General features: G+C 35.0%; 20 protein-coding genes. 10 read left to right on the top strand and 10 right to left on the bottom strand.

Going from position 1 to position 24567, the window contains the following annotated elements:
- Positions 1-3: 3 nt before the first annotated feature.
- Positions 4-3156, bottom strand: coding sequence for a UvrD-helicase domain-containing protein (locus tag ACTF54_RS01795; protein ID WP_438968593.1), 3153 nt, complete (start codon positions 3154-3156; stop codon positions 4-6).
- Between the two features lie 190 nt (positions 3157-3346).
- On the opposite strand from ACTF54_RS01795, the gene ACTF54_RS01800 reads away from it, so the two are divergent.
- Positions 3347-3955 (top strand): superoxide dismutase, encoded by a 609-nt coding sequence (locus ACTF54_RS01800; protein WP_347196427.1) that lies wholly within the window; start codon positions 3347-3349, stop codon positions 3953-3955.
- 88 nt (positions 3956-4043) lie between these two features.
- Here ACTF54_RS01800 and ACTF54_RS01805 read toward each other — a convergent pair whose 3' ends face one another.
- The 4 genes from ACTF54_RS01805 to ACTF54_RS01820 form a co-directional block, all read right to left on the bottom strand.
- A complete protein-coding gene (locus ACTF54_RS01805; protein WP_438968594.1) occupies positions 4044-5294 on the bottom strand; it encodes a hypothetical protein in 1251 nt (416 codons plus the stop codon).
- An 89-nt stretch (positions 5295-5383) separates the two neighbouring features.
- Positions 5384-7282 carry an amidophosphoribosyltransferase gene (locus ACTF54_RS01810; RefSeq protein WP_347196425.1) on the bottom strand — a complete coding sequence of 633 codons (1899 nt, stop codon included), beginning with the start codon at positions 7280-7282 and terminating at the stop codon, positions 5384-5386.
- A gap of 69 nt (positions 7283-7351) precedes the next feature.
- The gene (locus tag ACTF54_RS01815; RefSeq protein ID WP_347196424.1) at positions 7352-8272 is read right to left on the bottom strand and encodes a PfkB family carbohydrate kinase; all 921 of its coding nucleotides are present in this window, start codon (positions 8270-8272) and stop codon (positions 7352-7354) included.
- A 100-nt stretch (positions 8273-8372) separates the two neighbouring features.
- Positions 8373-9905 (bottom strand): GH3 auxin-responsive promoter family protein, encoded by a 1533-nt coding sequence (locus ACTF54_RS01820; protein ID WP_347196423.1) that lies wholly within the window; start codon positions 9903-9905, stop codon positions 8373-8375.
- Between the two features lie 68 nt (positions 9906-9973).
- Here ACTF54_RS01820 and ACTF54_RS01825 point away from each other — a divergent pair, with 68 nt between their 5' ends.
- From ACTF54_RS01825 to ACTF54_RS01845, 5 genes are all read left to right on the top strand, one after another.
- Positions 9974-10768, top strand: a complete 795-nt coding sequence (locus ACTF54_RS01825) for a DUF2797 domain-containing protein (RefSeq protein ID WP_438968595.1) — start codon at positions 9974-9976, stop codon at positions 10766-10768.
- Between the two features lie 107 nt (positions 10769-10875).
- Positions 10876-14283 (top strand): isoleucine--tRNA ligase, encoded by a 3408-nt coding sequence (gene ileS, locus ACTF54_RS01830; protein WP_438968596.1) that lies wholly within the window; start codon positions 10876-10878, stop codon positions 14281-14283.
- 4 nt (positions 14284-14287) lie between these two features.
- Positions 14288-14674, top strand: a complete 387-nt coding sequence (locus tag ACTF54_RS01835; RefSeq protein ID WP_347196420.1) for a TraR/DksA family transcriptional regulator — start codon at positions 14288-14290, stop codon at positions 14672-14674.
- Between the two features lie 48 nt (positions 14675-14722).
- Complete coding sequence (locus ACTF54_RS01840; RefSeq protein ID WP_347196419.1) at positions 14723-15400, top strand: hypothetical protein; 678 nt, start codon at positions 14723-14725, stop codon at positions 15398-15400.
- Positions 15401-15427: 27 nt separating this feature from the next.
- Positions 15428-16051: a lipoprotein signal peptidase gene (locus ACTF54_RS01845; protein ID WP_347196418.1), complete on the top strand. Its 624-nt coding sequence runs from the start codon at positions 15428-15430 to the stop codon at positions 16049-16051.
- A 295-nt stretch (positions 16052-16346) separates the two neighbouring features.
- Here ACTF54_RS01845 and ACTF54_RS01850 read toward each other — a convergent pair whose 3' ends face one another.
- Genes ACTF54_RS01850 through ACTF54_RS01865 form a run of 4 tightly spaced genes read right to left on the bottom strand, consistent with a single transcriptional unit; the run spans position 16347 to position 19166 of the window.
- Positions 16347-16916 (bottom strand): 5-formyltetrahydrofolate cyclo-ligase, encoded by a 570-nt coding sequence (locus tag ACTF54_RS01850; protein WP_347196417.1) that lies wholly within the window; start codon positions 16914-16916, stop codon positions 16347-16349.
- Positions 16909-17868 carry a succinylglutamate desuccinylase/aspartoacylase family protein gene (locus ACTF54_RS01855; protein ID WP_347196416.1) on the bottom strand — a complete coding sequence of 320 codons (960 nt, stop codon included), beginning with the start codon at positions 17866-17868 and terminating at the stop codon, positions 16909-16911. Before ACTF54_RS01855 ends, ACTF54_RS01850 begins: the two co-directional genes overlap by 8 nt.
- Entirely contained in the window at positions 17861-18739 is an 879-nt protein-coding gene (gene rimK / locus ACTF54_RS01860) for a 30S ribosomal protein S6--L-glutamate ligase (RefSeq protein WP_347196415.1), read from the bottom strand. Before rimK ends, ACTF54_RS01855 begins: the two co-directional genes overlap by 8 nt.
- Positions 18729-19166 carry an ATP-dependent zinc protease family protein gene (locus tag ACTF54_RS01865; protein ID WP_347196414.1) on the bottom strand — a complete coding sequence of 146 codons (438 nt, stop codon included), beginning with the start codon at positions 19164-19166 and terminating at the stop codon, positions 18729-18731. Before ACTF54_RS01865 ends, rimK begins: the two co-directional genes overlap by 11 nt.
- A gap of 198 nt (positions 19167-19364) precedes the next feature.
- Here ACTF54_RS01865 and ACTF54_RS01870 point away from each other — a divergent pair, with 198 nt between their 5' ends.
- On the top strand, positions 19365-20684 hold the full coding sequence (locus ACTF54_RS01870) for an alkaline phosphatase D family protein (RefSeq protein ID WP_438968597.1): 1320 nt from the start codon (positions 19365-19367) through the stop codon (positions 20682-20684).
- A gap of 288 nt (positions 20685-20972) precedes the next feature.
- Here the strand turns inward: ACTF54_RS01870 and ACTF54_RS01875 are convergent, their stop codons facing one another.
- Complete coding sequence (locus tag ACTF54_RS01875; RefSeq protein WP_347196431.1) at positions 20973-22115, bottom strand: trans-sulfuration enzyme family protein; 1143 nt, start codon at positions 22113-22115, stop codon at positions 20973-20975.
- 218 nt (positions 22116-22333) lie between these two features.
- On the opposite strand from ACTF54_RS01875, the gene ACTF54_RS01880 reads away from it, so the two are divergent.
- The 3 genes from ACTF54_RS01880 to ACTF54_RS01890 all read left to right on the top strand — a co-directional run bounded on the left by ACTF54_RS01880 (position 22334) and on the right by ACTF54_RS01890 (position 24513).
- A complete protein-coding gene (locus tag ACTF54_RS01880) occupies positions 22334-23107 on the top strand; it encodes a prohibitin family protein (protein ID WP_347196412.1) in 774 nt (257 codons plus the stop codon).
- A 155-nt stretch (positions 23108-23262) separates the two neighbouring features.
- Positions 23263-23616, top strand: coding sequence for an arsenate reductase family protein (locus ACTF54_RS01885; RefSeq protein ID WP_347196411.1), 354 nt, complete (start codon positions 23263-23265; stop codon positions 23614-23616).
- Positions 23617-24513, top strand: coding sequence for a DMT family transporter (locus ACTF54_RS01890; RefSeq protein ID WP_347196410.1), 897 nt, complete (start codon positions 23617-23619; stop codon positions 24511-24513).
- Positions 24514-24567: the final 54 nt, after the last annotated feature.

Raw genomic sequence — 24567 nt, forward strand, 5'->3', positions numbered from 1 at the left:
CGGTTATCCTTTCCATTTAACGATTTCTAAGGTGTCCGTGTATATCAGTAATTTCTCAGAAACGGACCTACCCATAGAATCTAATAAATTTGCGTATTCGTTTAGTTGACTTTTATGTTTATCTAGAACAGCACCAGTTTTATAATCGATTACAGTAGCACTTTCGTCACTAATCACCACACGATCAGGAATAAGCCGTCTTCCTGATGGTAACAAAATAGGCTGTTCATTAAGCACTTGAATTCCTTTTTTATAATAAGGTATCAAATCAGGATGATGAATAAGTTTTGAAATAGTCGTTATCATTTCATCCTGTTCTTTTTTAGACAAAGAGAAATCTCGATTAATTTTCTTTTTAACTTTTTCAAAATCTGTTGTAAACTGAATCAAAGAAAGATACTCATGTAATACATTTCCTTTTTGAATGGCCTCACTAACACCACTTGCCCAAAGCATTCCTTTTCTAGTAGAAATAGTTAATCGATCAAAGTCTAGATGAAGCTTATATTCCTCTAACATTTCGTTTTCTTCTGTTTCAGACTTTTCAGACCTTCTATGGCTTTCACCTATCTGTGCAGATTGATAGCCATCTTCTTGCTGTGGATGCAGTGCTTTATTAGTTATAAAATCTTTTAACAGCGACGCATAATTAGGTGTTTTCCCTTCTGATTCTATGGCACTTACGTACAATTGCTCTCTCGCTCTTGTAAAAGCAACATATAAAGTATTAATCTGGTCCATTTGCGCTTTACCTAGATGCCGCTCATATACCTCTGGAGCGACACCAGGATAGAATTCATTTTCTTTTTTCAAACCGATGAAGACCTGATCAAAACCTTCATAATCTTGTTCATCTACAGGAACCCATCCAGTTGGATTTCTTGCATCGTCTAATTTTTTATCACAATGTGGAACAATAACAACCGGAAATTCCAGTCCTTTTGATTTATGAATAGTCATTATTTGAACTGCATCTGCATCTGCCGCTGCTGGGACGCTTAATTTATCCATTTTTAATTCCCAATGTTCAATAAATCCAGAAAGAGACACTTCATAACCAGTAGAATATTCAAATAGAAATTCCATGAAAGACTGAAGTCTTGTGTCTTGCTCTTGAAACAAACCTAAAGAATCTGCAACACGTTCAGTAGCTGGAAACAATGCCGCTTTCGCGAAAGCGGAACTTAAATCTTCTTCTAACCAATTCAATAAGTTTTTCCCTAATTCTAGCAAGCTTACTTTTAAATGTAATGCAACAAAAGAATGAATGTCTGTTATCTTAAAGACTTTTGTGTAAGCTATTAAAAACTCAAATCTAAGCTGCTGTTGATCTGGCGCCTGTATCATTTTCATCAAAGAGATCAATAACTGAACCTTATGTGATGCATAGACCAACAAACTGTCGCCAGAAACTACTCTCATTTGTTGTTCTACCAAATATTTTGCAATCTCATGACCTTCTTTATTAGCTCTAACCAAAACACAAATTTCACCCAATGCAAAACCACTTTCCTGTGCTTTTAAAACCTGCTGATATACATGATAAGGATATACAGTTGAGTAATCCTCATTTTCATAAGGTGCTTCAAAATCTTTTGCTATAAGATCTATTTGTATGTAACCACCATCTTTTGATCTTGTTTTTTGTTCTAAATACTTTTTGTAAAGCGTTTTATAAACATCACTATTTAAATGATCTCCGTAAACACTAAAAAAATCATTATTAAAATGGATAATATTATCATAACTGCGCCAGTTAAATTCTAGTGTCTCCTCTTTTTTAGGCAGCATAAATAGATCTGGAACAGCAAGAAGTCTTAGAAACTGATCTGCATCGCCACCACGGAATCTATAAATAGATTGCTTTGCATCGCCCACGAGCATTAACGAACCTCTTTGTTGATTTTCACGTTGCTGTAGAAGTTCATTTTCTATGAGTGGTGATAAATTTTCCCATTGCATACGACTGGTGTCTTGAAACTCGTCAATAAAATAATGACGGTATCGCTCACCTAATCGTTCATAAATAAATGGTGCTGGCTGGTCTTTTATTTGTTCGGCAAGTAAAGCGTTGAATTCATAGATAGGAACTATTTGCTCAGTAATTTTAATTTGATCAATCTCATGAAGCAACTCGTTAAGTAGAGATAATGGTGTAAGGCTGCTGGCTATATTTTTATAGAAAAGTACTGTGCCCATTTGCTCTTTATACTGAATTCCAAATTCTTGAATGACGCTGGCAATTTGATCTATTCGATCTTTTATTTCTTGAGATTTCCCTTTAGGATAAAGATCTCCTGCTATTAAATCTCTAACAGAAGCTGTTTCTAACCCTACTGAAAAATCTTCATTTGACACTTTTATCACAGTATTGAATATACTTCTTGAACCACCTTTAAAATCAGTAACGTTAATACCATTACTTTGCAATGATGCGACAAGGTTTTGTGCCTTCTCAGTAAGCTCTTTTTGCTCAACATTGATGTTTTTATATAAGCTTTCGCGAAAGCGTAAAAAATCTTCTACCTCTTTTTCCTTTAATTGTTTCAGAAAAGGATAATGATTTTCGTTAAGGATAAGCTTTGCGATATCTTGAAGGTCGTACTCAATGTCCCAGCTTTTCCCTTCTTCAATTTTGAGCAAAGAGAAATCTACTAATAATTGTGTTAATTTATTGTCTTTTCCAGCACGAGCAATAAGGTTGTGAATGGCTTTTGAAATTAATCGTTTGCTGTCCAGTTCTACCTCAAAATTATCTGGAAGATCGATATCCTTTGCAAAGGTTCTTAAAATACGGTGGTTAAAAGAGTCTATCGTTACAATATCAAATGCAGAATAATCGTGTAATAACTGGTTAAAAATAGCCTGCGCTTTCTTTTTAAACTGTTCATCATTTAAACCTGCCTCTTGTTTAATATGTGCTGCAATTGCTATAACAGATGCATCTAATTCTTCAAAGGTAAATTTGTGAAGGTATTCTAAAATACGCTCCTTCATTTCTCCTACTGCTTTATTTGTAAAGGTTACCGCTAGAATTTTACGATATCCATTAGAATATTCATTCTTAAAAAGCAGTGTTAAATAATCTCGTGCAAGCGTGTATGTTTTTCCAGATCCTGCGCTAGCACTGTAAAAAGTAGTCGGTGATTGAGCCATATTCAAATATAAGCTTCCTGTATTTAAAAATTGATATGGTTAAGATGGATACATTAGTAGCTTTTTAACTTTACTAGGCATTTATAATGATTTTTAACACTTTAAGGATAATATAACGTGGATAATTTTAACAATCCTCTTTTTGTACCTAATTTTATGTTTTAAAATAACTAATTAAAAACTATATATAATGGCTTTTGAATTACCTAAGAGAAACTATGATAATGCTGCTTTAGAACCTCACATCGACGCAAAAACGATGGATATTCATTATAACAAGCATCATCAAGGGTATACTAATAAATTAAATGATGCTGTTTCTGGAACTGATCTTGAAGGTAAAACTATCGAGAATATTCTTATGAATCTAGACATGCACAACAAAGCGGTTAGAAATAACGGTGGTGGTTTCTATAATCACAAACTTTTTTGGGATGTGATGTCTCCTGATGGTGGCGGGCACCCAAGTGGTGAATTAGCAGATGCTATTACCTCATCTTTTGGTTCTTTTGATTCTTTTAAAGATAAATTTAGCGATGCTGCAAAAGGACAATTTGGTTCTGGATGGGCATGGTTATGTGTTCATGAAGGTGGAAAACTAGATGTATGCGGTACTGCAAATCAAGATAACCCATTGATGCCAGAAATAGGCTGTGGTGGAACTCCTATTTTAGGTCTTGACGTTTGGGAACACGCATATTACTTAAATTACCAAAACAGACGCCCTGATTATGTGGAAGCTTTCTTTAATGTAATTAATTGGGAAGAAGTTTCAAGAAGATATGCTGAAGGGAAGTAATATTCAAAATAGCTCTAAAAGAAAAAGCCTCAAATTCTACAATTAGACTTTGAGGCTTTTTATGATTCAAAAATTACAAAATAATCATTTACATACCATTTGCTTGTAATCTTGTATTGATCTCGTTCAATTGATTTTCATACTTTTCAACTAGTTGTTTTTCACGGTAATTTAAACTCATCTTCTTTAACATAGTAAGGTAATTTTGAGCATTTACCATATCTTTTAGAGCGATATTTGCTTCTACAAGATTAAAAAGGATCGCTTCAGTAACTCCTTTATCAATTCTAGCTCTACGATCTTCTACATTAGATTCTTCCATAGCTGTTTCCCATAAATCTACCGCATCACGCAAATCATCGTTATCACTGTCGATGTCAAAATTTGCGTATCCCGCTAGCGCCATGTCTTTTGCATTTTCTAGATCATCATATTCACCGTTTTTATTTTTCACATAATGTACCTCTACATTATTCGTTATAGAAGTGATACCATATAAATTATTGATATAAACATTAATGTCTTGTAAGGTATTACTGATACTTTGCTTCTCTATGTTAAACATATTAGGACGCACTTTATCGCTGTAATAAGTAAATTCTCCAGTATTTTCAAACATACCTGAATGTAAAGTCTCGCCTCCATATGTAAGAATTAATTCTGTAGGTCTCTTATATTGAGTTACATAATAGGTAACATTACGGTTCACTGTTTTCTTTGCGCTTTTATTATAGTAGCTTTCTTGTTTCACCTCGGTAATAATGTCCAATTTTTCAAAATCGTAAAACGTAATTTGTCCTTCTAGTCCATTTTGATCGGTTTGATCATAACCGTCTAATCTTAAATAAGAATCTGCTAGCACATCGCCATTAAAAACGATTGAATTTGAAAGGTTAGGTTTTACATAACGAGGTTCAGCTGGTTTGCGATAAATAGGTTTGCGTGGCAATTTTAAAGTCGGCTTTTTGTCAGCTAACGCCATTCTTTCTACAAAACTGAGCTTTTTGAATTCTGCACTTTCTAGTTTAAAATTTTCTCTTGCTATTTCTACATCTTGCTCGTATTGTACTAATGCTTCTTCATAAAGAAGTTTAGATTCTGCTACTAAATCGTCGTAACCTGCTTGCTCGTTAGCAAACTTTTCTTGAGCATATCGTTCTAACGCACTATTATCTTCCGGATATGGAGTAGAAACTTTAAAATTATAACCTGCTACTGCTCCTTGAAGCGGTTCTAAAGGTAGTCGAACAGTTTCATAAGTTGCAGTTTCAGATTTTACTCGTTGAGCGTTTACAGCCGTAACCATGCATAAGACCAATAAAAATAATTTTGTTTTCATTATTAGTAATTTTTTTGTAAATGTAATTTGAATATGTTTATTTATGACTGCTTAGATTTACAAAATTATAATTCATACACCTTAAGCAATCAATAGGCTCTTTGATCATTTCCTTCAAAGAAATTGATGTAAGCGCGGTTCACTACTCGATTACCACCATCAGTAGGGTAATTACCAGTAAAATACCAGTCCCCTAAATTTTTAGGACAGGCTTTGTGAAGATCGTCAACAGTTTGATAAATTACTTTTACCTCGGCATTAATATCTTCATCAGAAAGCAGTTCTCCTATCTTATCAGATATTTCTTGATCTGTAAAAGGATCGTACAATTCTTTCACGTGATTAACGACTTGAGCATCTTCCATCTCGGTTTGTAGCTTACATTTTTTGTAAATAAGCTCTACGGTTTCATAAGTATTACGATCTTTATGTAAAGCAAGAGCTGCTCTAAAAGCAACTAACCCTTCTAATCGAGCCATGTCAATTCCATAACAATCTGGGTAACGTATTTGTGGTGCACTGGAAACAACAACGATTTTCTTAGGATTCAAACGATCCATCATTTTAAGAATGGACTTTTTTAATGTTGTTCCTCTTACAATAGAATCATCTATAATAACAAGATTATCTTCTGGCTTTACAACGCCATAAGTTACATCGTAAACATGGGCTACTAGATCGTCACGAGAAGAGTCTTCTGTTATGAACGTACGTAGCTTTGCATCTTTTATAGCAATTTTTTCGGTTCTTAGCTTTCGCGAAAGCGTATTTTCCACCTGTTCTGCCGTCAGTTTACCATTCCCAGCGAGTATAAAATCTTTCTTTTGCTGGTTAAGTACATTATGACCTTCTTCTACCATACCGTAGAAAGAAGTTTCGGCGGTGTTAGGAATATAAGAGAATACCGTATTGTCAATATCGTTATCAATACTTTTTAAGATCTTAGGAAACAATAATTTTCCTAACATCTTGCGTTCTTGGTAGATCTCTGCATCACTACCACGAGAAAAATAAATTCGTTCAAACGAACACGCCTTACGTTCTAAAGGTTTAGATATTTGCTCTAAAGTAACCGTACCGTTTTTCTTGATGATAATGGCTTTACCTGGATTTAGCTCTTTAACTTGATCAAATGGAGCGTTAAATGCCGTTTGTATTACTGGTCGTTCACTAGCTACTACCACTACTTCATCATCTTGATAATAGTAAGCTGGACGTATTCCTGCTGGATCGCGCAACAAAAAGGCGTCCCCATGCCCCATTAATCCACCCATCGCATAACCACCATCCCAATCTCTAGCACTTTTGCGTAAGATTTTTGCAACATCTATTTCTTCTGCAATCTTTGGACTGGCCTCAATTTTAGATAGTCCTTTAGATTTAAATTTTTTATATAATTTACTAACTTGACGATCTTGAAAATGGCCTACTTTTTCCATGACGGTTACCGTGTCAGCCATATCTTTAGGATGCTGCCCTAATTCTACTAGCTTGTTAAAAAGCTTGAACACATTAGTCATGTTAAAATTACCTGCCATGATCAGGTTGCGATGCATCCAGTTGTTCTGTCTCAAAAATGGATGAACAGACTCTATACTATTCTTTCCAAAAGTGCCATAACGTACATGACCCATTAATAATTCTCCTATATAAGGTATGTTTTCTTTTTGAGCAGCTACGTCTTCCTTGATTTCTGGTTTTTCAGTCAACTCGGTATTGATGCGCTCATTAATTTGAGCAAAAATATCTTGAATAGGTTGTGCAGCATTACTACGTACTCTAGAGATGTAACGTTGTCCTGGTTTCACGTCTAGTTTGATACTTGCAAATCCAGCACCATCCTGACCGCGGTTGTGCTGTTTTTCCATCATCAAATACATTTTATTGATGCCATAAAACGCTGTTCCGTATTTCTCCTTATAAAATTCTAATGGTTTAAGAAGACGGATAAGTGCAATACCGCACTCGTGTTTTAACTGATCGCTCATGATGGAAATTATAAGATGATAAAAATAAAAAAGCCCCAAGTAATTTTTGAGGCTTTTTGATAGTTTTTATTAATTGTTTATTTCAAATTTTGTTAACGCTTTAAATTGCTCTAAACGCGTTGTGATCTCTTCATTAGTAATTGTTTGCATACGCTCTGTTCCGAATTTCTCTACTGCAAATGAAGCAAAATTAGATCCATAGATAATAGCACGTTTCATGTTATCAAAAGAGTAATCACCACTTGCTGCAAGGAAACCTGCAAATCCACCAGCAAATGTATCTCCTGCACCTGTTGGGTCAAACACTTCTTCTAATGGTAATGCCGGCGCAAAAAAGATATCGCCATTATGAAACAGTAATGCACCATGTTCTCCTTTTTTAATTACCACATATTTAGGACCCATTTCATGAATCTTACGTGCCGCTGCAACTAGAGAATATTCACCAGACAACTGTCTAGCTTCTTCATCATTAATTGTTATAACATCTACTTTAGCAATAACCTGATGTAACATATCTAATGCACTATCCATCCAGAAGTTCATGGTATCTAATACAATAAGCTTTGCTTTAGGTGTTTGTTCAATCACTCCTAATTGTACTGCTGGATGTAAGTTTCCTAACATCACTACCTCAGCATCTTTAAATGATTCTGGTACAACAGGATTAAAATCTGCAAGGACATTAAGCTCTGTAGCGAGTGTATCACGAGTATTCATATCGTTATGGTACTTTCCAGACCAGTAAAATGTTTTACCATCTTTCACAACCTCGATACCTTCTATATTCATACCACGATTAGTAAGCATGTCTAAATATTCCTGAGGAAAATCTCCACCTACTACACTTACTAGTCCTACTTCTGTATTGAAATGAGAGGCACTCAACCCTATAAAGGTCGCCGCACCTCCTAAAATTTTATCGGTTTTACCAAAAGGAGTTTCAATCGCATCAAATGCTACTGTTCCTACCACTACTAATTTGCTCATGTAAAAAATTTTTGCAAAAATACGTATTAAATACCTTTTCAAATAAGGTTTAACGAGTCGCTTTACGACTCGTTTTTTATTCTAAACAAATTATCGATTGCTAGCTTTTTGAAGCCATTACTTTATTAATTTGCAACAACTCTTCCATATAATCTCTAGAATTACTCAACCTTGGAATCTTATGCTGACCACCTAGTTTGTTTTTTTGCTTCAACCAATTATAAAACAGATCTGGTTTTGCATTGTGAATTCTTAACTCTGTAAGGGTAATATTGTTGGCTCTTTTTGCTTCATAATCACTATTCTCTCTTTGAAGATTTTGGTCTAGCGCTTTTGCAAAAGCGGATACATCATCCGGTTGCGTATCAAATTCTATCATCCATTCATGTGCTCCTTTTTCTTTACCGTCCATAAAAACAGGTGCAACCGTATAATCTTTAATAGAACAAGCGATTTCTGAAATGGTTTTCTTAAGCGCAGCCTCAGCGTTTTCAATGATCAACTCTTCACCGAATACATTTATATGATGTTTTGTGCGACCAGTTACCTTAATACGATAAGGGTTTTTAGAAGTAAACCTTACTGTATCGCCTATTTTATATCGCCATAATCCAGCATTAGTAGTAATGATAATGGCATAATTCTCACCTAGTTCTACTTCATCTAATGGTATGATTTTTTCATCGGGCGTACCGTATGTCTTCATACCTATAAACTCATAGAAAATCCCATAATCCAGCATTAATAGCAATTCTTTACTATCGTTGGTATCTTGAATTGCAAAGAAACCTTCACTAGCATTATAGGTCTCGTAATACTTTATTCTATCGTTAGGAAGCAGCTTTTGATATTGTTCTACATAAGGATCAAAACTAACACCACCATGAAAAAAAACTTCCATGTGTGGCCATACCTCTAGAACATTTCCCTTTGCTGTGGTTTCTAATACATTATTCAATAAAATCATCATCCATGAAGGAACACCAGCGAGACTAGTGACATTTTCTTGAATTGTTTCTTTTACGATAGCTGGCATTTTGGTTTCCCAATTTGCCATAAGAGCGACTTCATTTCCTGGTGTAGAACTGTAATCTGCCCAGAAAGGCATGTTATCTATTAAAATACTACTCAAATCTCCGGCAACTGTCCCAGATTTTTTATCAAGCACATTACTGCCACCTAATCGCAATCCTTTTCCTTTGAAAATTTTAGAATCTGGATTATTATTCAAAAACATACATAGCAAATCTTTTGCCGCTGCATAATGGCAATCTTCTAGAGATTGCTGGCTTACTGGTATAAATTTACTGCGCGCATTAGTGGTACCACTACTCATTGCATACCATTTGATATCACTAGGCCAGAATATATTTCCTTCACCATTTCTAGACCTCTGTATAGAAGATTGAATTTCTGCATATTCAGAAACAGGAACTCGATCTGCAAAATCGCGATAGGATTTTATAGAATCAAAACCATATCTTTTACCTACCTCAGTATGTCTTGCATAATAAACTAGATCTTGTAAAATATTATTCTGTAATTCTTGTGGATGCTTCATAAAAAGCTCCATATCATGGATGCGCTTCTTAAGAAACCAAGAGACTACAGAATTGATTAAAGCATTTCCCATATTTTAAAAATCCTAATTGGTATTTTTACCATCTCAAAGATACTTCGATAATATTTAAAGTTCCTAAAATGATCATTACTGGCACGATTAGAAAAATGCAAACTGAACTTCAAGAAACGGTTCAATACTATCTGGTATTTCCAGATAATTTTTTGCATATCAATCAGCTACTCGATAAGAACGTTTCTTTAAAGCATGTAGGTAATGAATGTTTAAATTGTAGTCTAGATAAGAAAATATGGCGTCAGGGATTTTGTTATGATTGTTTTACTGCATCACCGCAGGCTGGAGACTGGATCATGAAACCAGAATTGAGCCGTGCCCATCTAGATGAAGAAGATCGTGATCTAGAATACGAGAAGAAAGTACAACTTAAACCCCATATCGTTTATCTAGCAAACAGTAGTAATATAAAAGTAGGTGTGACTCGCAAAACGCAAGTTCCGACTAGATGGATCGATCAAGGCGCACATGAAGCGATCGCAATTTTAGAAACACCTAATCGTTATCTTGCTGGTATTGCAGAGGTTGCCCTAAAAGATCACGTAGCAGATAAAACCAACTGGCGTAAAATGCTTACTAATAGCATTGAAGATGTTGATTTGTTACGCTTTCGCGAAAGCTTACTACCATACATACCTAAAGAAGCACAAGAATACATCCTCGATAATGAAAAGGAATGGGAAATCAATTTTCCAGTTCTTCAATATCCAGAAAAGGTAACAAGCGTCAATCTTGCAAAAACAACCGAGCATTCAGGAAAGCTGAAAGGAATAAAAGGACAATACCTGATCTTTGAAGATGGTAAAGTAATGAATCTAAGAAGCCATGAAGGTTTTGTGCTGGAGATTGAAGTAGAGTGATTTTTTTGTATCAGCAGACCATAGTTTATCTTTAGCAAGACAGCTGATTTCCCATGTAATAGAAACATAATTTTCCCTACTTTTGCACCCCATAAAACACTAGTGCAATGAGTAATAAATTCAACGAATACAAAGGATTGAACTTACCAGAAATAGATGAACGCATCAAAAACTTCTGGAAGGAAAACGATATTTTCAACAAGTCCATGACGACTCGTGAAGGAAATGAACCTTTTATTTTCTTTGAAGGACCACCATCTGCAAATGGCTTACCTGGTATTCACCACGTTATGGGACGTACGATTAAGGATTTATTCTGTCGTTTTAAGACTCAACAAGGTTATCAAGTGAATCGTAAAGCAGGATGGGACACGCACGGTCTTCCTGTAGAACTAGGTGTGGAAAAAGCACTAGGAATTACTAAGGAAGATATAGGTACAAAAATATCTGTAGAAGATTACAATCAAGCTTGTAAAGATGCGGTATTAAAATATACCGATATCTGGAGCAAACTTACAGATGATATGGGTTATTGGGTAGATATGGAAGATCCATACATTACTTACAAATCAAAATACATGGAGTCTGTATGGTGGTTGTTAAAAGAAATCTACTCTAAAGATTTGCTTTATAAAGGCTACACCATACAACCTTACTCTCCTGCAGCAGGAACTGGATTAAGCTCGCACGAGTTGAACCAGCCTGGAACCTATCAAGATGTTACAGATACGACAGTAACAGCACAATTTAAAGTAGAAGATCCATCAAAATTACCATTTGAAACTAGTGGTGAGGTATTTTTCCTTGCTTGGACGACTACTCCATGGACATTACCGTCCAACACAGCTCTTACTGTCGGTCCTAAAATTGATTATGTTCTTGTAGAAACTTTTAATCAATACACTGGTGAACCTATGCAGGTAATCCTTGCTGAGAAATTAGTGAGCTACCAGTTTGGTAAGAAGTATGAGCTGTTAGAAGGTGACGCTTTCACGAAAGCGAAACTAAAATACCAACTAGGAGATAAAAAGATCCCTTATCAGTTATTAGGTTCTTGTAAAGGAACTGATCTGGTAAATTTAAGATACGAGCAGCTATTACCTTATGCACAACCGTTTGAGAATGCACAAGATGCATATAGAGTTATCGCAGGAGATTTTGTAACGACTGAAGATGGAACAGGGATAGTGCACACATCTCCTACTTTCGGAGCAGATGATGCGCTCGTTGCTAAACAAGCTGTTCCACCTATTCCACCAATGCTGGTGTTAGATGAAAATCAGAATCCAGTGCCACTAGTGACGCTACAAGGAAAATTTAGAGATGAACTTCCTGAAGTAGGTGGGAAATATGTGAAAAACGAATATTTTGCTGATGGTGAGGCTCCAGAACGCTCTGTAGATGTAGACATTGCGATAGATCTTAAAGAAAAGAATCGTGCCTTTAAGGTAGAAAAATATGTACACAGTTATCCGCATTGCTGGAGAACTGATAAACCTGTATTATACTATCCGCTAGATAGTTGGTTCATAAAAGTTACTGAGTTCAAAGATAGAATGCATGAACTCAACCAGTCCATCAACTGGAAACCTAAATCTACCGGAGAAGGAAGATTTGGTAACTGGCTGGCAAATGCAAACGACTGGAATTTATCGCGTTCCCGTTTCTGGGGTATCCCACTTCCTATATGGAGAAACGAGACTGGAACTGAAGAAATAATCATAGGTTCTATAGAAGAACTTACTAACGAAATTGAGAAATCCATCGCCGCTGGATTCATGACTTCTAATCCGTTTGCTGGATTTAAGTCTGGTGATATGAGTGAAGAAAACTATGATCTAGTAGACCTTCATAAAAATGTGGTGGATCAAATTTATCTAGTAGGTAAAACGGGAGAAAAACTAACTCGTGAGGCAGATTTGATAGACGTTTGGTTTGATTCTGGTTCTATGCCTTATTCCCAATGGCACTACCCTTTTGAAAATAAAGAAGCGGTAGAAAGCGGCCTGCGCAAGGCAGATTTCATTGCCGAAGGTGTGGATCAAACTCGTGGATGGTTCTATACACTTCATGCTATTGCTACTATGATAAGCGACGACGTGGCGTACAAAAATGTAGTTTCTAACGGTCTTGTGCTCGATAAAAACGGACAGAAGATGTCTAAACGTCTAGGTAATGGAGTAGATCCTTTTGAAACGCTAAGCAATTATGGAGCAGATGCAACGCGCTGGTACATGGTAAGCAACGCAAACCCTTGGGACAACCTCAAATTTGATACAGACGGAATAACTGAGGTGCAACGCAAGTTTTTTGGAACACTTTACAACACTTATTCATTCTTCAGTTTGTATGCAAATGTAGATGGATTTACTTATCAAGAAGCAGATATTTCATTAGAAGAAAGGCCAGAAATAGACCGCTGGATTTTATCAGAATTGAACACACTGATAAAAGAAACTACAGTATTTTATGAAGATTATGAGCCTACAAAGGCCGCTCGCGCAATTACCACGTTTGTAACTGAAAACCTGAGTAACTGGTACGTGCGATTGTGTAGAAGGCGTTTCTGGAAAGGAAGTTATGAGCAAGATAAAATTGCCGCGTACCAGACTTTATACACCTGTTTAAAAACTGTTGCACAGTTAGGCGCTCCTATCGCTCCATTCTTTATGGATCAACTGTATAGAGATTTAACCAGTGTTTGTGAAAGCAATGCAAGTGAAAGTGTTCACTTATCTACTTTCCCTAAGGTAGATGAGTCGTTAATCGATGCAGCGCTGGAAGAGAAAATGCATAAAGCTCAAGTAATATCTAGTCTTACTTTATCCTTACGTAAAAAGGAAAGTATTAAAGTGCGCCAGCCATTGCAGCGCATTATGATCCCAGTTTTAGACGCTGGTGATAAGGCTCAAATAGAAGCAATTGCTGATCTTGTAAAAAGTGAAGTTAACGTAAAAGAAATCGAGCTGATAGATGACGCTAGTGGCATTCTTGTAAAAGAAATTAAACCTAATTTTAAAGCTTTAGGACCACGCTTTGGTAAAGCGATGGGACAAATAGCTGGAAAGATCAAAAGTTTTCAACAAGAAGACATCACTTTGTTAGAAAAAACTGGTCAAAAAGAAGTTGAAATAAATGGTAATCGTATTATCTTGACCCTTGAAGATGTAGAGGTTACATCTTCAGACATAGAAGGATGGTTAGTAGCAAACCAATCAGGTATTACCGTTGCACTCGATGTAACCATATCGCCAGAACTTAAACAGGAAGGGATTTCAAGAGAGCTAGTAAATCGCATTCAAAACATAAGAAAAGATTCTGGGCTCGAGGTAACCGACCGTATTCATATTGAGATCGCATCTCATAAAGATATGGACGATGCTCTTAAAGCAAATGAGCAATATATCAAGGATGAAACGCTTGCTGATCGCTTAACGATAACACAACTTGTTGATAACGGTACGATAATTGAATTTGACGATATTGCAACCGCTATTATGGTTACTAAAATATAAGAAAATGAGTGCAAATACAGATGAAAAACTAAGATACGGAGATGCTGATCTAGCATACTTTAGAGAAATACTTAACACAAAAATTAAGGAAGCTCAAGATCAGTATGAATTGATCAAAACGGTTTATACGAATAATTCTGATAATGGTACAGACGACACTGCACCGCAGTTTAAAGCCTTTGATGAAGGTAGTGCCGTAATGAGTAAAGAAACAAGTGCGCAACTAGCTATACGTCAAGAAAAGTTCATACGCGACCTTAAAAATGCATTGATAAGAATTGAAAACAAATCTTATGGTGTGTGTCGTGTTACAGGAAAACTAATCAATAAAAAAAGGTTAGAGTTAGTGCCTCATGCAACTTTAAGTATTGAAGCAAAAAACATGCAGTAAAAACTGTTTTTCTCTAATTAAGAGAACTCTAACTTAAACCTTTGTAAAATGAATAAACATCTTGCTTGTTCCAGTTTACAAAGGTTTTTTTATGTCTCATTTATTTTTTTCGTTCTCGCTTTCGCGAAAGCGGATGCTCAACAATCATCATCTGTAAAAAATGAAACTCAATTTTTACAAAGCTCTTTCAATGTTGTAGATATAGACTTAAATCAATATCTAGAGTTAGAAATAAAAACTACAGACAACAATAATGTAAAAATTACAACTGATCAAAGCGGCGAATACAAAAATGCAGTAATACTGTCCAGCAGTATTAGAAATGATTCCTTATTGATTACAGATCCGATCAGTCCGTCCTTTTCGTTTCCTGAAGACAAATTGAGCGCTCACAAAGTTATAGATGGTAAAGCAACTTTATTTTTACCTAAAAACAAAAGTTTAATCATCAACACTCAAAGTGCTGATATATCGATTAGTGGCGATTTTAAAAAGATATATATCAATCAATTATCTGGTAGTTGTAAAATAAATAAACTCAAAGGTGATGTAACCTACGTATCTGCCTATGCAGATGTTTTTTTAGAGCTAACCGATTATAGCACCACAGTTTTTTCAAGATCAGGAAAAGTCTCTACATTTAAAAAACCTAATTTAATCAAATATTTTGCCTTAATTGAAACAGTTTCTGGTAACATAAGCCATCTTAAAAAGACTAAGAAGTAGTATTTTTACATTATTGAAAAGCAATTCATGAAGTTATCTAAAGCTATAATAATTATCCTTCTGGTCCTTATAATAGACCAAGTAAGCAAAATTTACATAAAATTAAACTATACCTTAACAAGCAGTAATAGTGAGGCTATCGTGGACTGGGGAAAGTTTAAATTGCTCTTTTATGAAAATGCTGGGGCAGCCTGGGGAATGGAAATACCTGGTGATTATGGCAAACTTATTTTAGTTGTTTTTAGAGTATTTGCAATTTTTGGAATTGGCTATTGGTTGGTTAGTAGTATAAAAAAGAACGGTCACAAAATTTTGATTGTATGCATTTCATTAATCTTTGCAGGAGCGTTAGGTAACATAATAGACTCTATTTTCTATGGCGTGATCTTCTCTGGCAGCTATCATGGTGCCATCGCGACTGCATTTCCAGAACAAGGCTATGCTGGCATAGGTGGTGGTCATGTAGTAGATATGTTGTATTTTCCATTATTTGAAGGTACCTGGCCAGACTGGATGCCGTTTGTAGGTGGAGAGTCCTTTAAATTCTTCAACGCCATTTTTAATGTGGCAGATAGTGCTATCACTATAGGAGTGATGCTTTTAATACTCTTTAGCAAAAAGGCGTTTCCAGAAACGGAAAAAGAATCATAGATGATTATTTAAATCACAAAATTTTAGCAACTGATTTTCATTGATCATGCCTTCAACATAGATTCTCTATTGATTGATAGGCAAGATGATAAAATAAGAAGCGGTTGTATGATTGGTACTTTTCCTTGTTTTTCATCAAGCGTGTTGTGCAGAATGAAGGATGCAAGATTTTGATGATCGATTACCTATAAAAAGATCTATGACTAATGTTCATTATCCTACATCATACAGGTATTTGGAAAAAAAAATGAACTCTTTAAATTATCGCTAAGGCTAATTAAAATCCTAACCACTTTTAATGGATAATCAAAAAACCTTGATCATAAATGATATAATCTAATGCTATATCATGAATATCAGCATCTATGGTTGACTCTAACGGTTCAAAAAAAGACAATCCTATTTTAAGAGTATCTGGCCTACATTTTTTCAAAAATCTATCGTAAAAACCTTTTCCATAACCTAAACGGTTGCCGTTTTTATCTGCCACTAACAAAGGAACAAACACAACGTCAATACTTTCTTCACTAATTGATATTCCTTTTTCATCAGGTTCTGGAATACCATAAGAATTGACAATAAGTTTTGTTTGATCTGTCAATAAATAATGTTTCATCCTGAAATTCTCAAAATTAGATTTAGAAACAATTATATTTTTATCTTTTCCCTGTAATACGTGAAGTAAATATTCTGTGTTGATTTCCTTTTGCCTAGTAATAGGCAAAAAAATATGATAATTAGAGTGTTGCCAAATATCAAGTTGAAGCGCCCAGTTTGAGATCTGAAGACTGTACTGCTCTATCTGGTTATCAGAAAGTGCTTTTCTTAAGTTTAAGTATGTTTTCCTTAGCTCTTTTTTATTCATCGTGTCTAGAAATATGAAAAATAGCATCACCTTGATAAACTAATGGGCTATAATTCACATTAATAATATAGCCAGCATGTGGAGACTTTACTTTATACCTTAATTCTCCATAAGGATCTGTAATGGTAGCAAGAAACTCATCTTTTTCCACTTTCTTACCACAAGGAACTTTAGGGTGCAATAAACCAGAATAGTTAGCTCTCACCCATTTTGAATCTGTTATAACGATAGACTCTTTTTCTGGCTTTTTAACTTCTACCGTGGTATGTAACATTTTTAAATGATTCAAAACCCTAACCGTACCATTTACAGCAGTTGCAACTATATGTTTATCACTTTTATTAGACATTCCACCTTCAAATAGTAAATACGTTTTACCTAAGTCTGCACAGGTACCTCTAAAGGTTTTTTTAATATTACTACCGTTCATTAAGAATGGTGCGTTAAAAATTTGAGCGAGGTTCCATGAACTAGTTTCTGTCTGTGCGACTCTTAAATGAGGAGCATTAAACCTTTGTGCACCACCAGTATGAAAATCCAATACTACATCTACTTGTGGCAGTAGCTCTTGTGTTATTTGATAAGCAAATCTACTTGCCAACGGACCAGATTTTGTACCTGGAAACACTCGGTTTAAATCTCTTCCATCAGGAAATTCTCTTGTCCCACTTAAAAATCCAAAAATATTTAGAACTGGAATCGCTATTATCGTCCCAATGACTGGTTTATTTAATTTTTTGACAATAAGCTGTCGTACTACCTCAATACCATTAATTTCATCACCATGAATGCCACCAGTAACTAAAACAACTGGACCAGCCTTTTTACTGCGCTCTACTAAGACAGGCACCTCTATACTTGTTGATGTATAAAGTTTTGCCATATTAAAATTAAGCTTGTAACTCTTGCCTGGCTCAATTACCGTATTAAATATTTTAAGTTGTTTAAGCATGCAGTTCTTTTTCAATATATGTAATAATTTCTCGCGCTATATTTTTTCCAGTCGCAGCTTCAATCCCTTCTAAACCTGGAGAACTATTTACCTCGAGAACTAACGGTCCACGACTACTTTGAAGTAAATCTACACCGCAAACTCCTAAACCTAAAGATTTTGCTGCCTTTAGTGCCGTCTGTTCTTCTTGTTTTGATAAAGTAATACTTTTAGACGTTCCACCTCGATGAAGGTTAGATCTAAATTCACCTTTTTGGGCTTGCCTTTTCATGGCTCCTACAACTTTATCTCCCACAACAAAGGCTCTTAAATCTGCTCCACCAGCTTCTTTGATAAACTCTTGAATAATAACGCGAGTTCTCAATTCATTATTAGCATCAATAATGGCATCTGCGGCCTCGATAGTTTCTGCAAGGTTTACACCTATACCTTGAGTTCCTTCTAGGACTTTGATCACTACAGGCGGACCACCTACTTGTTTACAAATATCATCTGTATGCTCTCCAAAGTTGGTAAAAACTGTCATAGGCATATCTACACCGCTTCTTGAAAGTAATTGTAGACTTTGTAGTTTATCCCTACTGCGTACTAAAGCAGTAGAACTAACTGTTGTTAAGCAATTCATCATTTCGAACTGTCTTACTATTGCTGTCCCATAAAAAGTAATGCTCGCACCTATACGAGGGATAATTGCGTCTGGTGTTACGATACGTTCTCCATGATAATAAACAGTAGGCTTTTGCTTTTCTAATTTTATGTCGCAGTGCAAAACATTCATTGCCTTGACGATATGACCAGCCTTCCTTGCCTCTTCAATTAATCTTTTTGTACTATAAAGACTTGCACTTCTAGATAAAATATTAATCTTCATTTTGCGATTGTAAATAAGAGATATCTTGAAGTTCTGTATCGACTATAAATTTAGAAGATAGAAATTTGCGTCCTATTAAAACAGGATATTTCATTTCCTCTCTATTACTTAAGGTTAAAGAGATTTTATAAAGTTTTTTGAAAAGTCTGATATTTGCTTGAACTTTATAACGTAAATCAACGGTACCATTACTACTGCGTACACTCGTAACTTCATATTCCTCAAAATTTAAACGCTTACCGTGATACTGTTCATGCTCTTCATCTAACAAAGTAGCATATAACACGCCGTCAGTTTCTTCAATATCTTTACAGTGAATACTACTGGTGTAGGCTCCTGTATCGATTTTTATATCAATCCCTTTAATTTCCAATTTAGGAAAATCTGCTCGGTCAGTGCGACCTATAATTAGTTTCTTAACTGCCACTTCTTTGTTTAATTATTTTAACAAATATGCATAATTCTCCAACCATTTATGAAACGCAGATCATAAATTATAAAATATCAGATAACTATTGTCTCGCTTTCGCGAAAGCGAATACCTTATATATTCTTAAATTAGAATTAACCCTAAGTTGATATGGAATCCATATAATTTTAAGATCTTTAACACTCAAAATATACTATGAAAAAATTACTCTTACTCTTTTTATTTATTTCAAATTTTTCAGTTTCGCAAGAGTCTTTGTTGCAATCTGGCCCTATGCTAGGTTATTCTGATTTTAGAGAAGTGCTTATATGGGTACAAACTAAAGCCCCAGCCGAAGTAAAAATTGGGTACTTTACTGGCAATGAAGATATGCGATTTACAGAAACAGTCATAACCGATGCCAGTAACGATCTAATAGCAAAACTTTATCCTCGAGAAGTTATTTATGGTGCAACCTATACTTACAAGCTATATATTAACAATATGTATGTCCCTAGAGATTATAAGTTAGAATTTCAAACACAGACTTTATGGCAGTACAGAGAAAACCCACCAGATTTTAAAATTGCTATAGGTTCTTGCACCTTTATTAATGATCAAAAAGATGATAGACCATCGCCGTATGGTGGTCATTATGAAGTTTTCAATAGTATTTTATCTAAAGATCCTGATCTAATGCTATGGTCAGGAGATAATATATACTTGAGGACGCCAGATTTTTTAACAGAAACAGGTATAAGATATCGCCATAGAAACACACGTGCTTTACCACAGTTACAACCATTATTAGGTAGTGTGCATCATTATGCCACCTGGGATGATCATGATTACGGACCTAATGATTCTGACCGAAGTTATGTGCATAAAAAAATAACAGAAAAAGCCTTTAATGATTATTGGGGTAATCTAAATACTAATGCAGCTGGCAATGGTGGCGTTACACAGCATTTCCCTTTTAATGACGTAGAGTTCTTTTTTCTAGACGATCGTTACCATCGTGCACCTAATAAAAGCATGGATGATGATAAAGATTATTTTGGAAAAGAGCAATTAGACTGGCTTATTGATGCATTAACTGCAAGTAATGCGTCCTTTAAAGTTGTTGTAGCTGGTGGACAAATTATTAGTGATGCAGCTGTTTATGAGAATTATGCCACTTATCCAGGAGAAAGAAAACGCCTATTAAATCGATTACATGAAGAACGTATTGAGCGTGTGTTATTTATAAGTGGTGATAGACATCATACAGAAATATCAAGATTAGAGCGTAAGGACGCTTATCCATTAATTGACATTACCTGTTCTCCACTAACAGCGGGAATTCATCAAGCTAGAGAAGAAGGAAATACTTTACAGGTTAAAGATAAAACTTATTACAAACATAATTTTGGAATTATAGATGTAACAGGAAATAAGGGTAATAGATCATTAAAACTTACGATATATGACACCAAAGGTGTGAAAGTATTTGATTATACTGTAGATCAAAAAGAATTGGAGTACTCTAAAAAATAACCTTCTTAAGAAGCCGTTTCTTTTTTAAGGAAACGGCTCTTTTTTATTAGTTTTAGTTTCACACGATCGGATCGTGTGTGTAGAACAATTACTTCTTTTTAGAAGCAGAGTTCTTAGCTTTAGGCATTGCTGCTGCAGGCTTTGAAGAAGGTTTACCGAAGTTTTTCGGGCCTTTTGCTGATTTATTTGCCATGGTATATGACTTTAAAATTATAAGGTAAATGTATAGTAGTTTCTAATTCTTCAATTTGTTTTTTAGTTAAATAAACAGTCTGTTTTAGTTAAATTTTAAAGGAAAGCCTGTTCTAGATCTTCAAGTAAATCTTCTATATCTTCAATTCCTACACTAAGTCTAATAAGTGAGTCAACCACTCCTGTTTTTTCACGATCTTCTTTAGGAATACTAGCGTGTGTCATACTTGCAGGATGACCGGCTAAAGACTCTACACCACCTAAAGATTCTGCCAGTGTGAAAATTTTAAGTCGCTCCACTACTCTTACGGCACTTTCTAAAGTTCCCTCAGAAGTTGTAAAAGAAACCATGCCACCAAAATCACTCATCTGCTTTTTGGCAATTAAATGATTAGGATGATCATCAAAACCAGGCCAATAAACATTTGCAACTTTTGAGTTTTGCTGTAACGCCATGGCGACTGCTTTTCCATTCTCACAATGCCGCTGCATGCGCACATGTAACGTTTTTATACCTCTTAATACTAAAAAACAATCTTGTGGTCCAGGAACCGCACCACTTGCGTTTTGGATAAAATATAACTTGTTAGCTAGTGTTTCATCTTTAACTACTAAAGATCCCATAACCACATCACTATGTCCACCTAAATATTTTGTAGCGCTATGCATAACAATATCTGCTCCTAAATTAAGTGGTTGTTGTAAATATGGAGTTGCAAAAGTATTGTCTACGGCAAGAAGTAAATTGTTTTTTTGAGCGATTCTAGAAACAGCTTTAATATCTATGATAGACATCATAGGATTAGTAGGTGTCTCTACCCAAATAAGCCTTGTTTTTGCATTAATTTTATTCTCAATTTCTTTCACATTATCCATCTCGACAAAATGAAATTTAATGCCAAAGTTTTGAAATATATTAGTAAACAGTCGATAAGAACCACCATAAAGGTCACTGGTAGAAATAACCTCATCACCAGATTTTAATAGTTTAAGTACCGCATCGATCGCAGCGAGCCCAGAACCAAAAGCGATTCCAAAGCTTCCATTTTCTAGACTAGCCATAGACTTTTCCAACGCATCTCGAGTAGGGTTACCACTACGTGCATATTCATAGCCTTTATGACCATGAGGAGTACTTTGTTTAAATGTAGTTGTTTGATATATAGGAGGCATTACAGAATTAAATGCTGGATCAATGTTTTGCTGACCGCCATGAATCGCTTTGGTATTGAATTTCAAGTTCTGATCTTTCATAATCTAAAGGTATGATGATAAATTAGGATACCCAATTAAAAATAGATATACAAAGAATCAATATCCTTAAAAAAAATAGACTCAATGAGTAAAAATCAGTTAACATATATTTAACCCATTGTTTAAGAAATAAATAACGTATCAATTTGAATGATATATGGTTATAATAGCGATATTTACTATGTATAATTAATAGTAATACTATGAGAAAAATAATAGCACTTTTTGCAGCATCTTTATTAGTAACGAGCTGTGCAGTCATTAGACCAGGAGAAGCTGGAATTAAACAAAGATTGGGAAAGCTGGACGATAAAGTTACCACCCAAGGTACTATCGTTTTTAACCCATTTACGACAAGAGTAATTAAAGAATCTATACAGACAAATAATTTGAAACTAGCTTTACGTATACCTAGTAAAGAAGGTTTAAGTGTTGATTCTGAAATCTCTATACTTTACAGACTAGAAGTTGACAAGGTACCTACGGTTTTAAGAAATATAGGACCTAACTACAAAGATGTCATGTCAGCAGTATTTCGTTCAGCAAGCTCTGATGTATGTTCTCAATTTTTTGCTAAAGACATGCACTCAGGTAAAAGAGCCGATATAGAAAAAGCAATTAAAGAAAAAATGGAAGAGACTTTAACGCCACAAGGTATTATTATTGAGGCCGTACTTATGAAGAGTATTCAATTACCTACCGGTTTATCTCTATCCATAGAACAAAAATTGCAAGCAGAACAAGATGCTATGAGGATGGAATTTATTCTTCAAAGAGAACGTCTTGAAGCTGATCGTAAAATTATTGAAGCCACTGGTACAAGAGATGCTCAAATGATCTTAGCACAAGGTTTAACACCAGAAATTTTAAAAATACGTAGTATTGAAGCTTTTATAGAGTTAGCCAAATCTACCAATAGTAAAGTAATAATTACAGACGGTAGAACTCCATATCTTATTAACGAAAACAAAAATTAATAGATTTATATAAAAGCAAATGGGTTGACTAAGAAATTAGTCAACCCATTTTTTATTCATGTATTTTTCTTGGTACAATTAAAACAAGAATTAATCTCATATATAATTATTATTTAAAAGACCTCATTAAACAAAAGCTATCGTAATTTTGTCAGATGGAAAACACATTCATTTATCTAGATAGTTGTAATACTTGTCAGCGAATAAAAGGCGAATTAGCACTTCCTAAAGATATTCTTTTGCAAAACACAAAAGAGCAACCTGTGACTGAAGAGCAAATTGAGTTTTTAAAACAACAGGCAGGATCTTATGAGGCGCTTTTTAATAGACGCGCTCAGTTATACCGTGGTCGTGGTCTTCATGAAAAAAACCTTTCTGAGGCAGATTATAGAAACCTGCTTCTAGATCATTATACTTTTATTAAAAGACCCATTCTTATTTACAAAAAAGAGGCTTTTATAGGTAATTCTAAAAAAGTAATCGCAGACGCCAAAGTAGCACTTTCTTAAATGAGCAAACGGACAATTGCAATTATTTGCGGCTTTTTTGTAGCGCTCTTCTATGCCTATAATTTTACCGCTGCAAAAGAAGTCACTCCAAAATATATCGGCCCTTTTGGATTAACTTGGTATAGAGTAGTGATCACCTGTGCTATTTTTTGGGTGATATCTATTTTTGCTGGCCCTAAAGAAAAAGTGCCTTTTAAAGAGTTACCATCGATTGCACTTGCTGCCTTTTGTGGTGTAGGTTTTAATATGGTCACGTTTATGTGGGGACTTTCTCTCACGTCTCCTATTAGTGCTTCTGTATTAATGGTAAGTACGCCTATTATAGTTCTTGTTTTAAGCGCTATATTTTTGAAAGAAAAGTTATTTGCAACTCGTATTGTTGGGATTTTAATAGGATTCTCTGGTGCTGCATTATTAATATTTCTATCTACCAACGCTGGTGCAGAGGCGACAAATCCAACGTTAGGAAATCTACTCATATTTGTAAATGCTATTTCTTACGCATTCTACATATTGTTAGCAAAGAAACTTACGGCAAAATATCATGTCTTTACTTTGATGAAATGGCTTTACTTTTTCGGAGTTATATTCATTACTCCATTTGGTATCGTGCAAGGCTTAGAATTTGAAATCTCTACTGCAAGTGCTTCTACCTTACTCAATATAGGTTACATCGTACTGTTTGCAACATTTGGAACCTACATGCTTAATATTATTGCAATAAGAACCTTAAAACCCAGTGTAGTAGCTGTTTTTGTCTATTTACAACCGTTATTAGCAACATTGATTGCTGTAGGGTTAGGAAAAGATATGATTACATGGCAAAAGTCAGTTGCTGGAGTACTTATTTTTACTGGAGTATTTTTAACAGGTCTTAAAAAGAAAAAGGTGACTTGATGCGACTTTAGTCTTCAAAGGTTCTTTTCTTAAGCGGGATTAAAAAATGTAAGC

It is taken from the genome of Nonlabens sp. (assembly GCF_965657255.1).
Lineage (GTDB): Bacteria > Bacteroidota > Bacteroidia > Flavobacteriales > Flavobacteriaceae > Nonlabens.

Excerpts from the sequence above, each read along its gene's own strand:
- ACTF54_RS01840 (WP_347196419.1), top strand. The coding sequence starts at position 14,723 with ATGAATAAACATCTTGCTTGTTCCAGTTTACAAAGGTTTTTTTATGTC.
- ACTF54_RS01885 (WP_347196411.1), top strand. The coding sequence starts at position 23,263 with ATGGAAAACACATTCATTTATCTAGATAGTTGTAATACTTGTCAGCGA.
- ACTF54_RS01810 (WP_347196425.1), bottom strand. The coding sequence starts at position 7,282 with ATGAGCGATCAGTTAAAACACGAGTGCGGTATTGCACTTATCCGTCTT.
- rimK (WP_347196415.1), bottom strand. The coding sequence starts at position 18,739 with ATGAAGATTAATATTTTATCTAGAAGTGCAAGTCTTTATAGTACAAAA.
- ACTF54_RS01800 (WP_347196427.1), top strand. The coding sequence starts at position 3,347 with ATGGCTTTTGAATTACCTAAGAGAAACTATGATAATGCTGCTTTAGAA.
- ACTF54_RS01880 (WP_347196412.1), top strand. The coding sequence starts at position 22,334 with ATGAGAAAAATAATAGCACTTTTTGCAGCATCTTTATTAGTAACGAGC.
- ACTF54_RS01845 (WP_347196418.1), top strand. The coding sequence starts at position 15,428 with ATGAAGTTATCTAAAGCTATAATAATTATCCTTCTGGTCCTTATAATA.
- ACTF54_RS01850 (WP_347196417.1), bottom strand. The coding sequence starts at position 16,916 with ATGAATAAAAAAGAGCTAAGGAAAACATACTTAAACTTAAGAAAAGCA.
- ACTF54_RS01825 (WP_438968595.1), top strand. The coding sequence starts at position 9,974 with ATGATCATTACTGGCACGATTAGAAAAATGCAAACTGAACTTCAAGAA.
- ACTF54_RS01795 (WP_438968593.1), bottom strand. The coding sequence starts at position 3,156 with ATGGCTCAATCACCGACTACTTTTTACAGTGCTAGCGCAGGATCTGGA.
- ileS (WP_438968596.1), top strand. The coding sequence starts at position 10,876 with ATGAGTAATAAATTCAACGAATACAAAGGATTGAACTTACCAGAAATA.
- ACTF54_RS01820 (WP_347196423.1), bottom strand. The coding sequence starts at position 9,905 with ATGGGAAATGCTTTAATCAATTCTGTAGTCTCTTGGTTTCTTAAGAAG.
- ACTF54_RS01870 (WP_438968597.1), top strand. The coding sequence starts at position 19,365 with ATGAAAAAATTACTCTTACTCTTTTTATTTATTTCAAATTTTTCAGTT.
- ACTF54_RS01805 (WP_438968594.1), bottom strand. The coding sequence starts at position 5,294 with ATGAAAACAAAATTATTTTTATTGGTCTTATGCATGGTTACGGCTGTA.
- ACTF54_RS01835 (WP_347196420.1), top strand. The coding sequence starts at position 14,288 with ATGAGTGCAAATACAGATGAAAAACTAAGATACGGAGATGCTGATCTA.
- ACTF54_RS01815 (WP_347196424.1), bottom strand. The coding sequence starts at position 8,272 with ATGAGCAAATTAGTAGTGGTAGGAACAGTAGCATTTGATGCGATTGAA.
- ACTF54_RS01890 (WP_347196410.1), top strand. The coding sequence starts at position 23,617 with ATGAGCAAACGGACAATTGCAATTATTTGCGGCTTTTTTGTAGCGCTC.
- ACTF54_RS01855 (WP_347196416.1), bottom strand. The coding sequence starts at position 17,868 with ATGCTTAAACAACTTAAAATATTTAATACGGTAATTGAGCCAGGCAAG.